We start from the raw sequence: 13,008 nt of genomic DNA on the forward strand, positions 1-13,008 counted from the left end.
TCTTTCCAAGGAAGTGGAACATGCTGCGACGCCGCATGCTGATCATGTTGGGTGTTGTGCTGCTGGTGGTGCTGTTGCTCGCCGGCTACAAGGCCTTCTCCGTTTACCAGCAGATCCAGACGTTTTCTGCCCCCAAACCACCGGTCAGTGTCGCAGTGGCCACAGCGGCCCAGCAACCCTGGCAGGCCCGCCTACCCACCGTTGGCAGTCTCAAGGCGCTGCAAGGCGTGGACCTGAGCCTGGAAATCGCCGGGACCGTGCAGAAGGTTCAATTCCAGTCCGGGCAGAAGGTCAAGGCCGGCCAGCCGCTCCTGCAACTGGACAGCGAAGTCGAAAGCGCCCTGCTGGAAACCGCCGAGGCCGATCTTGGCCTGTCGCAACTGGATTTTGGTCGTGGCCGACAGTTGGTGGGCAGCCAGGCGATCTCCAAGGGCGAATTCGACCGGCTTTCGGCGCAACTGAAGAAGAACCAGGCCACGGTCAACCAGCTCAAGGCTTCGCTGGCCAAGAAACACATCCTGGCGCCGTTCAGCGGCACCATCGGCATTCGCCAGGTGGATGTCGGCGACTACCTGGCCAGTGGCACGGTGATCGCCACCCTGCAGGACCTCAGCAGCCTGTACGTGGACTTCTACGTCCCTGAGCAAAGCGTGCCCCGGCTCGCCGTGGCACAGCCGGTCAATGTCAGCGTCTCGGCCTACCCCGGGCAGACCTTCGTCGGCACCATCAGCGCGATCAACCCCAAGGTCGAGGACAGCACCCGCAACGTCCTGGTGCGCGCCACCCTGGCCAACCCCGACGGCAAATTGCTGCCCGGCATGTTCGCCAACCTGCAGGTGATCCTGCCGGATGTCTCCGCCGGGATCGTCGTCCCGGAAAGTGCCGTGACCTACACCCTCTACGGCAATTCCATGTACGTGGTGACGCAAAAGAAAGCCGCCGACGGCACCGTCGAGAAAGACGACAAGGGCCAGCCGGTCCTGATCGCCGAACGGCGTTTCGTTGAAACCGGTGAGCGACGCGACGGGCAGGTACTGGTGTCCAAAGGCGTGCAGAGCGGCGAACAAGTCGTGATCGCCGGCCAGCTCAAGCTCGATAACGGTACGCCGATCGCCATCAGCGACGACAAGACCCTGACCGAACAGAACAGCCCGCCGCGCGCGGACTGATCAAGGAACCCCCATGGCTTTTACCGATCCGTTCATCCGCCGCCCGGTGCTTGCCACCGTGGTCAGCCTGTTGATCGTGCTGCTGGGCTTCCAGGCCTGGAGCAAGCTGCCCCTGCGTCAGTATCCACAAATGGAAAACGCCCTGATCACGGTGACCACCGCCTACCCCGGGGCCAACGCCGAGACCATCCAGGGCTACATCACCCAACCGATGCAACAGAGCCTGGCCAGTGCCGAGGGCATCGACTACATGACCTCGGTCAGTCGCCAGAATTTCTCGGTGATCTCGGTCTATGCCCGCATCGGTTCCAACAGCGACCGGCTCTTCACCGAACTGCTGGCCAAGGCCAACGAGGTCAAGAACCAACTGCCCCAGGACGCCGAGGACCCGGTCCTTAGCCGCGAGGCCGCCGATGCCTCGGCACTGATGTACATCAGCTTTTTCAGCAAGGAACTGAACAACCCGCAGATCACCGACTACCTGTCCCGGGTGATCCAGCCCAAGCTGGCGACACTGCCCGGCATGGCCGAGGCGGAGATCCTCGGCAACCAGGTCTTCGCCATGCGCCTGTGGCTGGACCCGATCAAGCTCGCAGGCTTCGGCTTGACCGCCGCCGACGTGACCAATGCCGTGCGCCAGCACAACTTCCTCTCCGCCGCCGGTGAAGTGAAAGGCGAATACGTCGTCACCAGCATCAACGCCAACACCGAACTCAAGTCCGCCGAGGACTTCGCCGCGATCCCGCTCAAGACCGAGGGCGACAGCCGCGTATTGTTGCGGGACGTCGCCCGTGTGGAAATGGGCGCAGAGAACTACGACAGCATCAGTTCCTTTGGCGGCACGCCCTCGGTGTACATCGGGATCAAGGCCACGCCGGGTGCGAACCCGCTGGATGTGATCAAGGAAGTGCGCAAGATCATGCCGGAGATGGAGGCCCAGCTCCCGACCAATCTCAAGGCCGAGATCGCCTACGACGCCACCCTGTTCATCCAGGCGTCCATCGACGAGGTGGTGAAAACCCTGTTCGAGGCAGTACTGATCGTCATCGTCGTGGTGTTCCTGTTCCTCGGCGCCTTGCGCTCGGTGGTCATCCCGGTGGTAACCATCCCCTTATCGATGATCGGCGTGATGTTCTTCATGCAGTTGATGGGCTATTCGATGAACCTCCTGACGCTGCTGGCCATGGTACTCGCCATCGGCCTGGTGGTGGACGATGCCATCGTGGTGGTGGAGAACATCCACCGGCACATCGAGGAAGGCAAGACCCCGTTCGACGCTGCGATAGAAGGTGCCCGGGAAATCGCCATGCCGGTGGTCTCGATGACCATCACCCTGGCGGCGGTGTATGCACCGATCGGCCTGCTCGAGGGCCTGACGGGCGCCTTGTTCAAGGAATTTGCCTTGACCCTGGCCGGGGCGGTGGTGATCTCCGGGATCGTCGCCCTGACCCTGTCGCCGATGATGTGCGCCCTGCTCCTGCGCCACGACGAGAACCCCTCGGGGCTCGCCCATCGGCTGGACATGGTTTTCGAACGCTTGAAGAGCCGTTACCAGCGCATGCTCCATGGCACGCTCAATACCCGGCCGGTGGTGCTGGTGTTCGCGGCGATCGTGCTGTTGCTGATCCCGGTGCTGATCATGTTCAGCAAGTCCGAACTGGCCCCCGACGAGGACCAGGGCATTATCTTCATGATGGCCAACGCCCCGCAGCCCACCAACCTCGACTACCTGAACACGTATACCGATCACTTCATCACCCTCTTCAAGGAGTTCCCGGAGTATTACTCCTCGTTCCAGATCAATGGTTATGACGGTGTGCAGTCGGGCATCGGCGGCTTCCTGCTCAAGCCTTGGAACGAACGCAGCCGCACCCAGATGGAAATCCTGCCAGAGGTCCAGGCCAGGCTGGAAAGCGTGCCTGGCCTGCAGATCTTCGGTTTCAACCTGCCCTCGCTGCCGGGCACTGGCGAAGGCTTGCCGTTCGCGTTCGTCATCAACTCCCCGAAAGACTATGCAACGTTGCTGGAGGTTGCCGACCGGGTCAAAAAGCGCGCATTGGAATCCGGCAAGTTCGCTTTCATGGACATTGACCTGGCGTTCGACAAGCCAGAAGTCGTGGTGGATATCGATCGCGCCAAGGCTGCCCAGATGGGCGTATCCATGGAGGACTTGGGCGGCACCTTGGCGACACTGCTGGGCGAATCCGAGATCAACCGCTTCACCCTCGAGGGCCGCAGCTACAAAGTCATTGCCCAAGTCGAACGGCCGTTCCGGGACAACCCGGACTGGTTGAACAGCTATTACGTGAAAAATGCCCAGGGTGAATCGCTACCGCTGTCGACCCTGATCAAGGTCAGCGACCGGGCGCGACCGCGACAGCTGAACCAGTTCCAGCAGCTCAATGCGGTGACGATTTCAGGCTTCCCCATCGTGAGCATGGGCGAGGCCATCGAGACCATCCGCCAGATCGCCCGAGAAGAAGCGCCGGTGGGGTTCGCCTTTGATTACGCAGGGGCTTCGCGCCAATTCGTACAGGAAGGCAGCGCGTTGTGGGTAACCTTTGCCCTGGCCCTGGCGATTATCTTCCTGGTGTTGGCCGCGCAGTTCGAAAGCTTCCGCGACCCACTGGTGATCCTGGTGACTGTACCGTTGTCCATTTGCGGTGCCCTGATTCCGCTGTTCCTCGGTTGGTCGAGCATGAATATCTACACCCAGGTAGGCCTGGTGACGCTGATCGGGCTGATCAGCAAACACGGGATCCTGATCGTCGAGTTCGCCAACCAACTGCGCAGGGAACAACATCTGACGCCGCGAGAAGCCATAGAACAAGCCGCGTCGATTCGCCTGCGGCCGGTGCTAATGACCACTGCGGCGATGGTGTTCGGCATGGTACCGCTCATTTTCGCCACAGGCGCCGGGGCAGTAAGCCGCTTCGACATCGGCATGGTAATCGCCACCGGCATGTCGATTGGGACCTTGTTCACGCTGTTCGTCTTGCCTTGCATCTACACGCTGCTGGCCAAGCCAGACAAAGCCTGAGGACTGTTCAAGCAAACTCACGCGGATACGGGATGTTTTTGTGGCGAGGGAGCTTGCTCCCGCTCGGCTGCGAAGCAGTCGTCATGCACGAACGCCTGCCTGGTCATGAAAACCGATGGGGACCGCTTCGCGGTCCAGCGGGAGCAAGCTCCCTCGCCACGGGTTGTGTGTTTGGCTGAAGGTTTGTGGTGGCATTGGAAAAACAAAAAAATAAAGGCCTCACACAAGGGAGGCCTTTATCCTGGTTTCGGGGCTTTCAACTCTGCGGCCTCATCCCTTGGGACAGGCTGAACATGAACAGCAGCAGGTCATTGTCCGGTTGGATCGCCTCGCTGGCCTTTGCCACCCGTGGCAAAGGACAATGTGTACCAGCATTCGAAACGCTGAGGACCTGCGAGCGTGGCTGTTCCCATACCGCCACCGCCATCGATGCAACTCCCAAGGCTCCTACTAAAAACAAACCTCTAGCAATTTCGAGTTTCATTGCCATAAACCTTTGATAGCGCTGCCAAACGCCGCCTCATAAAAATAGACGACTTTTTTCCAGTCAGCATCGCTGAACGACGAATGGCGCCGCAGTTGCCTCAGGTCATGGAAGGCCGCCTGCCGGGCGGTCAGGCGCTGGCGAGATTTTTCCAGATCCAGCAGGGCGACTTCAGCCTTCGCCGCTTCGCCCTCGCCTGTCACACGTACAAAGACATGCTTGATGTAGAGGCAGCCATGTTGCCAGCGGCCCTTGTGCATACGGGCCAGGTTCTCAGCCAGGCCCTGGAGGATCTGGTCATGCACCGCTTCGCCATGGCGCTCACGTCCGCCTCCGGCGTACCAGTGCATGATCTGCTCGAAACCTTCCAAGGCATGGGTCACCAGCAGCGCCCGCCACTTGCAGGCCGGGTCGCGCTGGGCGCCGCAAAAAATCAGCTCGGGCACACGGACATCCAGGCGGCTCAAGGCCAGCAACGCGTCCTGCTCTCGCAGCACGGTCGGACGACCGAGCGGGTACAACCAACTGCGATAAATATGGCCGATTTGACGCTTGGCATACAACAGCTCGCCATCGTTGCTGCTGATCCGCTGCACGCCGCTTTCACCACCACGCCGCACATTGGGTTCTTCCACCCACTCGCCTTGCTGGTTCCAGAAGTGTTCGAAGCTGCTGCGGGAAATGCCAGGTGTCTCTACGGCCTGCACAACCATGCTGTTACCCCTTGCGTAATACATAGACTCGCCACATGGCATAAAGCGGTAGGAAATCCAGCCGTTCCTGAATGCGAAACGCAGCCTGCCGAAACTCCTTCTCTGCTGTATCCGTCGGTAACACAAATCGATTCTGGTAGTCTTTCTGCCCACGGGTGCGTTCCAGGCGCTTGCGTTTCCAGGCCTTGAAATTGCCATCGACCCACAATGAAACGATCACGCTGTCACGGCTGACACGCTCGAATTCCTTCAGGATTGCCAATCGATGCGCGGGTTCACCGATGTGGTGCAGCAAGCGCATGCAAAAAATGCTATCGACGGCGTTATCAGGCAAGGCGATGTCGAACGCAGAAGTGTGCAAAGGTCGTACCCGTTTTACGACGTCGCTCGGTTGAGCGTCCAATGCGGTATTGAGCATGGCTTCGGAATTGTCCGCGCCGATGATGATCCGGTTCGGTTTTTCCGCCAACAAGGGCCAGAAACGCCCGGCACCGCACGGCAAGTCGAGGATGAGACCGGGGTCGCCGACAAGTGTCAAAGCGCGCCGGGCCAATTGCTGGTCTCGCTGATTGGAAAGACGACGACTCAAACCTGTGCGATGTTTATGAAAATATTCCCTGGCGTGCTGCTCGTTGTACTTTTCGGAAAAAGCCAACTTGATGGGCTTGGACATTGGCGGGGCCTCGATGACTGATCGGCCCCACCTTATGAATCGGGATGTCATGTCCTTGTGAAAATAAAGTCAGGTAAAGCTTCCAATGTTTACAAGACTTTTCAACACAGTCGCTTAGCCCTTTGGATTCAATTCCACTTCGAAATGGCAACCGTTGGGTTCCATCGTACTGAGACTGACTGTCCAGCCTCGGTTCTCGCAAATGCGCTGCACCAGGGATAACCCCAGCCCCAGGCCTTCGCCGCGCTTTTCGTTACCACGCACGAAAGGCTCGAACATCGCCTCGCGTTTTTCCTCGGGAATACCCACACCGCTGTCCTCGACCATGAATCCGGTGCTGGTCAGCGAAAGACGGATGAACCCCTGGTCGGTGTAGTGCAGGGCATTACGCAGCAGGTTGCCCATCACCGCCGTCAGGAACGTGGCGTTATACAGGGTGTCGACGGTTTGCCCGGGTTCGAAGATCAGCGTCAGGCCCTTGGATTCGATGGGCGCGCGCCATACGCCGAGGAGGTTCTCGGCCACCTGCCCCAGGGTCAGACGAGGCGACATGCCGTTGTCTTCGCGTTCGGACCTGGCGAGCATCAGGAAGGTTTGCACCAGTTCGCGCATCTCTTCGCTGGCCCGGCTGATGCGCTCGACCTGGGTACGACCGCGCGGGTCCAGCGCCGGGTTTTCCAGCAGCAGTTCACAGGACGTCGCCAAAACCATCAGCGGCGTACGCAATTCGTGGCTGACGTCGCTGGTAAACAAGCGCTCGCGGGTCAGGGCCTGGCGCAAGCGTCCCAGTGTGGCATCGAACGCCACGGCCAGCTCACCCACCTCATCGGCGGCATAATCCGGGGCCAGCGGCGGAGCGAGACCGAGGAGTTGGTCGCGATGGCGCACTTGCCGGGCCAGGCGAACCACAGGTGCCATCACCCGGCGTGCCAGGACCCACCCCAAAAATACCGCCAGCGCCAGGCTGAGCACGAAACCCACCAGGACCACGGCAAACAGCACCCGCTCGCGTTCCTCGAAATCGCTCTGGTCTTGCAGCAATACGTAGTGCCGACCATCCACGATCTCGACCATGGCGTGATAGGACAATTGCTCGCGAAACACTTCGTGGAAACCACGCTCCAGATGGCGCAGGTCCCTGGGTAATTCGAAGTCCCCTGGACCGCCGCTGAAATAGAACAGTTGGTCGGGTTCCGGCCGATGGTTCCAGTCCGAGACGCTGTCCATCAGCAACAGGCGTTGCAGGTCGCCACCCAGCCCGGCGGAAATTAGCTTTTCTTCGACCAAGTGAACCGTCGCCACGATGCCCATGGCGAACGCGCCGGCTACCAATGCGCTCATCAGCGCAAACGCTATGATGATCCGTTGGGCAAGGCTCTGCTTAAACTCCATCGCGGCCCTCGGCCAGGCGATAGCCGACGCCGTGCACGGTGTGCAGCAGCGGTTTTTCGAACGGTTTGTCGATCACTTGGCGCAGTTGATGGACGTGGCTGCGCAAGCTGTCGCTGTCTGGGCAATCGTCGCCCCACAACGCTTCTTCGAGGATTTCGCGGCGCAACACGTGGGGGCTTTTTTGCATAAGCACTGCCAAGAGTTTCAGGCCCACGGGGTTGAGCTTGAGTAGCTTGCCTTCGCGCGTCACTTCAAGGGTATCGAGGTCGTAGCTCAGGTCGCCGACCTGCAAGGCCCGCCGGCCACCACCCTGGGCGCGACGCATGACGGCTTCGATCCGCGCCGCCAGTTCCGACAAGGCGAACGGTTTGATCAGGTAGTCATCGGCGCCGGACTTGAAGCCCTGCAGGCGATCGTCCAACTGATCCCGGGCAGTGAGCATGATCACCGGCGTATCGCGCCGGGCGTCCTCGCGCAGGCGCTTGCACAAGGTGTAGCCATCGATGCCCGGCAGCATGATGTCGAGCACGATCAGGTCGTAGTGTTCGGTCGCCGCCAGGTGCAACCCCGACAAACCGTCCTGGGCACAATCGACGGTGTAGCCCTTGAGCCCCAGGTAATCGGCCAGGTTGGCCAGGATGTCGCGGTTGTCTTCGACCAATAGAATTCGCATGGGCACCTCTGCGTGCACGGTTAACGGCTGGCTTGGCCCGCGCAGCTTACGGCCAAGCGTGGCTCACGGCTAGGGTTGTCACGCCTCCCTGTGGGAGCGAGCTTGCTCGCGATAGCGTCGGAACATCCAATATTGATGGGGCTGACCCACCGCTATCGCGAGCGAGCTCGCTCCCACAAAGATCAAGTGCACCCAAGAGCAAGACTGAGCGGTCATTGACGAGTTTTTCACCCAACCTTCACACCGCCCGAACGCAACACGGACCAGACTGCGCGACACGCTGAAAACGAAAACTCCCAAAGGTACTGCCATGGTTCCCACCGCCATCCGCCCCGCATCCAGGCCGTTGAATTTATGGGTCGCCCTGGGCCTGCCTGCCGTCGTCGCAGCCATCCTGGTGTTGCTGGAACTGACCACCCTGGACATGGACCTCGCCAAGTTGTTTTACGACCCGATGGCGGGTGGGTTTATCGGTCGGCACAGTTTTTTCCTCGAGGATATCCTGCACGATCGAGCCAAGGAGGTAGTGATCGCGTTCTCCCTGCTGGCGGTCCTGGGGTTCATCGGTACGTTTTTCATCACCCGGCTCAAACCCTTCAAGCGGGAACTGGGCTGCCTGGTGCTGTCCCTGGCACTGGCGACGTCCTTCGTCACGCCGATGAAAGCGGTGACGGCGGTGCAATGCCCCTGGAGCCTGAAAGAGTTCGGCGGCAAGGAGACCTACAGTGAGCTGCTCAGCCCACGCCCGGCCACGGACAAACCCGGTCGATGCTGGCCCGGCGGTCACGCCGCCACCGGGTTCACGTTGTTTGCGCTGTTCTTCGTCCTGCGCGATCGCCGCCCGCGCCTGGCCCGCCAGGCCTTGGTGCTCACCTTCACCCTGGGCACGGTGTTCTCCCTGGGGCGGATGATGCAAGGGGCGCATTTCTTTTCCCACAACGTGTGGACAGCGGTGTTCTGTTGGCTGATTTGCCTGGGGTGTTACTACTACATCCTGTACCGACCGGCTGCCATGGCTGATCGCGTCGCGCTGAGCCAACCCGCCAACGCCTGAGCATCGAGTAACCCTGTGGGAGCGAGCTTGCTCGCGATGGCGGTGGGTCAGTCAATCAAGTATCGACTGATACTCCGCTATCGCGAGCAAGCTTGCTCCCACAGGGAATGGTCTGTTGCTTCATGAATCCAAGGCAATAAAAAACCCCGCCGGCTTTCGCAGGCGGGGTTTTTCGCTACAGGAGTAAGGCTGGCTTACATCATGCCGCCCATGCCACCCATGCCGCCCATGTCTGGCATACCGCCGCCAGCTGGAGCGTCTTCCTTGATTTCAGCGATCATCGCCTCGGTGGTGATCATCAGGCTGGCAATCGACGAAGCCGCTTGCAGAGCCGAACGAGTCACTTTGGCTGGGTCCAGGATACCCATTTCGATCATGTCGCCGTATTCGCCGGTGGCAGCGTTGTAACCGTAGTTACCCGAACCCTGCTTGACCTTGTCGACCACAACGCTTGGCTCGTCGCCGGAGTTGGCAACGATCTGGCGCAGCGGCGCTTCTACAGCGCGACGCAGCAACTGGATGCCCACGTTCTGGTCGTCGTTGTCGCCTTTGAGCTCGGAGATAGCCTGCAGAGCGCGAACCAGTGCCACGCCACCGCCAGGTACCACGCCTTCTTCGACGGCTGCGCGGGTCGCGTGCAGGGCGTCTTCAACGCGGGCTTTCTTCTCTTTCATTTCAACTTCGGAACCGGCACCAACCTTGATGACCGCAACGCCGCCGGACAGCTTGGCCAGACGCTCTTGCAGTTTTTCACGGTCGTAGTCGGACGAAGTCTCGGCCACTTGGGCGCGGATCTGGGTCACGCGAGCCTGGATGTCAGCCTCGACGCCGGCACCGTCGATCACGGTGGTGTTTTCCTTGGACAGGATCACGCGCTTGGCGTTACCCAGGTGCTCCAGGGTGGTGCTTTCCAGGCTCAGGCCGATCTCTTCGGAGATAACGGTACCGCCGGTCAGTACGGCGATGTCCTGCAGCATGGCTTTGCGACGATCGCCGAAGCCTGGCGCCTTGACGGCTGCGACTTTAACGATACCGCGCATGTTGTTCACGACCAGGGTCGCCAGGGCTTCGCCTTCGACGTCTTCAGCCACGATCAGCAGTGGGCGGCCGGCTTTGGCAACGGCTTCCAGCACTGGCAGCATTTCGCGGATGTTGGAGATCTTCTTGTCCACCAGCAGGATCAGCGGGCCGTCGAGCTCGGCGGTCATGGTGTCCGGCTTGTTGACGAAGTACGGGGACAGGTAGCCACGGTCGAACTGCATGCCTTCTACGACCGACAGTTCGTTTTCCAGGCCCGAGCCTTCTTCAACGGTGATCACGCCTTCCTTGCCGACTTTTTCCATGGCTTCGGCAATGATGTCGCCGATGGAGTTGTCGGAGTTGGCGGAGATGGTGCCGACCTGAGCGATCGCCTTGGTGTCAGCGCATGGCTTGGACAGGGCTTTGAGCTCTTTGACAATGGCGATGGTCGCCTTGTCGATGCCGCGCTTGAGGTCCATCGGGTTCATGCCGGCAGCGACGGCTTTCAGGCCTTCGTTGACGATCGACTGAGCCAGTACGGTCGCGGTGGTGGTGCCGTCACCGGCGTCGTCGTTGGCACGGGAGGCAACGTCCTTGACCAGTTGCGCGCCCATGTTTTCGAAACGGTCTTTCAGTTCGATTTCTTTGGCTACGGAAACGCCGTCCTTGGTGATGGTCGGAGCGCCGAAGCTCTTCTCGATGATCACGTTACGGCCTTTCGGGCCCAGGGTCGCTTTTACTGCGTCAGCCAGGACGTTGACACCGGCGAGCATTTTCTTGCGGGCGGAATCGCCGAATTTAACTTCTTTAGCAGCCATGATCGATATTCCTTAAATACTTTGTAGTAACGGGAAAATGGGCGGGGGAATCAGCCTTCGAGAACAGCGAGGATTTCGTTCTCGCTCATTACCAGCAGGTCTTCGCCGTCGACTTTCACTGTGTTGCTGCCGGAGTAAGGGCCGAACACAACCTTGTCACCCACTTTCACGGCCAGCGCACGTACTTCACCGTTTTCCAGTGCCTTGCCTGGACCTACAGCGAGAACTTCACCGTGGTTGGCTTTTTCAGCAGCCGAACCTGGCAGGACGATACCGCCAGCGGTTTTCTTCTCTTCTTCGCTGCGACGGATGACGACGCGGTCATGCAGAGGACGAAGCTTCATTGTCGATCTCTCCTAATTTTTGGTTTTCATCGGCCGGTGTAGTCCCGGCGGGTTTAACAAAGCCGGCAGAGCCGGTTGCGGTTCGTCAGTCGAACCGCGGAAGTCTGTCCGGTGTCGCCACCGGAAACCTTGCGGTGACCGTTACATAAGGGCGTACAAGTGGATTACAAGGGCGCAAGCAGAAAATTTTTTACTTACGCAGCCAAAACGAACACGGCGCCCGAAGGCGCCGTGGAGAAAGTTTTACTTGGAATCCCGGTGTTCGAATTCGCCTTCGATCACGTTGGGCTCACGGCCCACGGGCTCGCGCGGAGCCGGCCCGCCGCGGGGCTGGAGGTCATCGGCGAAGGCCCGTTGGCGCATCGCCTGCTCCTCGGCGCGCTGACGCATCTTATTGGCCAGCAACCGACGGGTGAACGGCAACAGCATGACCAGGCCCAGCACGTCGCTGATGAAGCCTGGCAGGATCAACAGGCCCCCGCCCAGGGCCAGCATCAGGCCTTCGAGCATGGTCTGGGCGGGCAGCTCGCCACGGTTCAGGCTTTCACGGGCACGCAGCGCCGTGGCGAGACCGGCAATGCGCAGCACGAACACGCCGAGCATCGAGCCGAGAATGACCAGCAGCAGCGCCGGGAAAAACCCGATCGCACCGCTGACCTTGACGAATACGAACAGCTCCAACACCGGGAACAGCAGAAAGAGCAACAAAAAAGGGCGCATCAAAGGGTTCCTCTACGCAAGAATGCCTTGCTATGAAAACCTAAATGACGTCGACCTTTCGTGAATTCAAGCGTCGGCCTCGGCATTTTTTGGCCATTGCTCGGCGTGAGCCAGGTAAACCAAGGCTTCGCGTACTTGTGTCGGCGTGTTGCAAGGTGTTGGAAACGCCAGCCAGTGCAAGCCCTGCCCGATACGCAGGTGCATGCCTTCGCTGTCGATGCCCACCAGTTGCGCCGGTTCGCTTTTCGGCAGGCCGGCCAGCTCCACGTAATGGGCAATGGCCTTGGCGTGATCGGCGTTCATGTGCTCGATCATGCTGGCTTCGGCCTTGCCGGCGAAGGGATTGGCCAGGGTGAGAGAGTCGATCCAGTGAATGGCGCCGAAGCCGCCGATGTAGCGATGGCGCACCGGGTCGAGTACCCAGAAATCGAAATCGTGGGCCTTGTGGTAGTTCTGCGAGTCAGGGAAATAGCGGTAATAACGCTCGGCGGCCGCCTCGATGGCGGCACTGTCTTCAAGCTTCCGGGCCTCTGCCAGGTAAGTCAGGCGCCCGACGGCCTGCACATCCTCGGCACCGCGCTCGCCCACCAGCATCGAACACTTGGGGTCTTTTTGCAGGTTGTGCGTGTGCTGGGCAATGCGGCTGATCAGGATCAGCGGCCGGCCTTCTGCGTCCAGGCAATAGGGCACGACGGAGCCGAACGGAAAACCGGGCATGGATTTGGAATGCGTGGAGAGCATTCCACGGTATTCCTTGAGCAGCAGTTCCCGGGCATGCTTGGCAGCTTCAACGCTCAATTTATGACTCCTTTTATAAAATCCGTCTAGAAAACGGTCAGGCGACTGGAGTAATGTTCCGATACACCTAGGGGACGATTCTCGTGTGCAGTCGGGCTACACCGTCGCGA

The 13,008-nt window shown here is 60.1% G+C and carries 12 protein-coding genes; 3 read left to right on the forward strand and 9 right to left on the reverse strand.

Going from position 1 to position 13,008, the window contains the following annotated elements; all coding sequences use genetic code 11:
* Positions 1–20: 20 nt before the first annotated feature.
* Both ACLH0I_RS22725 and ACLH0I_RS22730 read left to right on the forward strand, forming a co-directional pair.
* Positions 21–1,169 carry an efflux RND transporter periplasmic adaptor subunit gene (locus ACLH0I_RS22725; protein ID WP_411385443.1) on the forward strand — a complete coding sequence of 383 codons (1,149 nt, stop codon included), beginning with the start codon at positions 21–23 and terminating at the stop codon, positions 1,167–1,169.
* Between the two features lie 13 nt (positions 1,170–1,182).
* A complete protein-coding gene (locus ACLH0I_RS22730; protein WP_411385444.1) occupies positions 1,183–4,209 on the forward strand; it encodes a multidrug efflux RND transporter permease subunit in 3,027 nt (1,008 codons plus the stop codon).
* Between the two features lie 256 nt (positions 4,210–4,465).
* On the opposite strand, the gene ACLH0I_RS22735 is transcribed toward ACLH0I_RS22730, so the two are convergent.
* The 5 genes from ACLH0I_RS22735 to colR form a co-directional block, all read right to left on the reverse strand.
* Positions 4,466–4,693 carry a hypothetical protein gene (locus tag ACLH0I_RS22735; protein WP_186706304.1) on the reverse strand — a complete coding sequence of 76 codons (228 nt, stop codon included), beginning with the start codon at positions 4,691–4,693 and terminating at the stop codon, positions 4,466–4,468.
* Positions 4,690–5,406 (reverse strand): lipopolysaccharide kinase InaA family protein, encoded by a 717-nt coding sequence (locus tag ACLH0I_RS22740; protein WP_250963912.1) that lies wholly within the window; start codon positions 5,404–5,406, stop codon positions 4,690–4,692. Before ACLH0I_RS22740 ends, ACLH0I_RS22735 begins: the two co-directional genes overlap by 4 nt.
* A gap of 4 nt (positions 5,407–5,410) precedes the next feature.
* Positions 5,411–6,079, reverse strand: coding sequence for a class I SAM-dependent methyltransferase (locus tag ACLH0I_RS22745; RefSeq protein WP_411385445.1), 669 nt, complete (start codon positions 6,077–6,079; stop codon positions 5,411–5,413).
* 114 nt (positions 6,080–6,193) lie between these two features.
* Positions 6,194–7,471 (reverse strand): sensor histidine kinase, encoded by a 1,278-nt coding sequence (locus tag ACLH0I_RS22750; protein ID WP_186706307.1) that lies wholly within the window; start codon positions 7,469–7,471, stop codon positions 6,194–6,196.
* Entirely contained in the window at positions 7,461–8,144 is a 684-nt protein-coding gene (gene colR / locus ACLH0I_RS22755) for a two-component system response regulator ColR (protein ID WP_024779529.1), read from the reverse strand. The genes ACLH0I_RS22750 and colR overlap by 11 nt, the downstream gene beginning before the upstream one ends.
* Before the next feature lie 310 nt (positions 8,145–8,454).
* Between colR and ACLH0I_RS22760 the strand changes: the two genes are divergently transcribed.
* The gene (locus tag ACLH0I_RS22760) at positions 8,455–9,198 is read left to right on the forward strand and encodes a phosphatase PAP2 family protein (RefSeq protein WP_411385446.1); all 744 of its coding nucleotides are present in this window, start codon (positions 8,455–8,457) and stop codon (positions 9,196–9,198) included.
* Positions 9,199–9,392: 194 nt separating this feature from the next.
* Here the strand turns inward: ACLH0I_RS22760 and groL are convergent, their stop codons facing one another.
* The 4 genes from groL to ACLH0I_RS22780 form a co-directional block, all read right to left on the reverse strand.
* Positions 9,393–11,036, reverse strand: coding sequence for a chaperonin GroEL (groL, locus tag ACLH0I_RS22765; protein ID WP_053124505.1), 1,644 nt, complete (start codon positions 11,034–11,036; stop codon positions 9,393–9,395).
* A gap of 50 nt (positions 11,037–11,086) precedes the next feature.
* The gene (locus ACLH0I_RS22770) at positions 11,087–11,380 is read right to left on the reverse strand and encodes a co-chaperone GroES (RefSeq protein ID WP_003204913.1); all 294 of its coding nucleotides are present in this window, start codon (positions 11,378–11,380) and stop codon (positions 11,087–11,089) included.
* Between the two features lie 243 nt (positions 11,381–11,623).
* The gene (locus tag ACLH0I_RS22775; protein WP_014339863.1) at positions 11,624–12,100 is read right to left on the reverse strand and encodes an FxsA family protein; all 477 of its coding nucleotides are present in this window, start codon (positions 12,098–12,100) and stop codon (positions 11,624–11,626) included.
* A 66-nt stretch (positions 12,101–12,166) separates the two neighbouring features.
* Positions 12,167–12,898 (reverse strand): HugZ family protein, encoded by a 732-nt coding sequence (locus tag ACLH0I_RS22780; protein ID WP_250963907.1) that lies wholly within the window; start codon positions 12,896–12,898, stop codon positions 12,167–12,169.
* Positions 12,899–13,008 lie beyond the last annotated feature (110 nt).

It is taken from the genome of Pseudomonas sp. MPB03 (assembly GCF_046605385.1).
In the GTDB taxonomy this organism is placed as follows: Bacteria; Pseudomonadota; Gammaproteobacteria; order Pseudomonadales; family Pseudomonadaceae; genus Aquipseudomonas; species Aquipseudomonas zanjanensis.

Coding starts and splice junctions, on each gene's coding strand:
- ACLH0I_RS22770 (WP_003204913.1), bottom strand. CDS start 11,380: ATGAAGCTTCGTCCTCTGCATGACCGCGTCGTCATCCGTCGCAGCGAA.
- ACLH0I_RS22760 (WP_411385446.1), top strand. CDS start 8,455: ATGGTTCCCACCGCCATCCGCCCCGCATCCAGGCCGTTGAATTTATGG.
- ACLH0I_RS22745 (WP_411385445.1), bottom strand. CDS start 6,079: ATGTCCAAGCCCATCAAGTTGGCTTTTTCCGAAAAGTACAACGAGCAG.
- colR (WP_024779529.1), bottom strand. CDS start 8,144: ATGCGAATTCTATTGGTCGAAGACAACCGCGACATCCTGGCCAACCTG.
- ACLH0I_RS22730 (WP_411385444.1), top strand. CDS start 1,183: ATGGCTTTTACCGATCCGTTCATCCGCCGCCCGGTGCTTGCCACCGTG.
- ACLH0I_RS22740 (WP_250963912.1), bottom strand. CDS start 5,406: ATGGTTGTGCAGGCCGTAGAGACACCTGGCATTTCCCGCAGCAGCTTC.
- ACLH0I_RS22775 (WP_014339863.1), bottom strand. CDS start 12,100: ATGCGCCCTTTTTTGTTGCTCTTTCTGCTGTTCCCGGTGTTGGAGCTG.
- ACLH0I_RS22735 (WP_186706304.1), bottom strand. CDS start 4,693: ATGAAACTCGAAATTGCTAGAGGTTTGTTTTTAGTAGGAGCCTTGGGA.
- ACLH0I_RS22750 (WP_186706307.1), bottom strand. CDS start 7,471: ATGGAGTTTAAGCAGAGCCTTGCCCAACGGATCATCATAGCGTTTGCG.
- ACLH0I_RS22725 (WP_411385443.1), top strand. CDS start 21: ATGCTGCGACGCCGCATGCTGATCATGTTGGGTGTTGTGCTGCTGGTG.
- groL (WP_053124505.1), bottom strand. CDS start 11,036: ATGGCTGCTAAAGAAGTTAAATTCGGCGATTCCGCCCGCAAGAAAATG.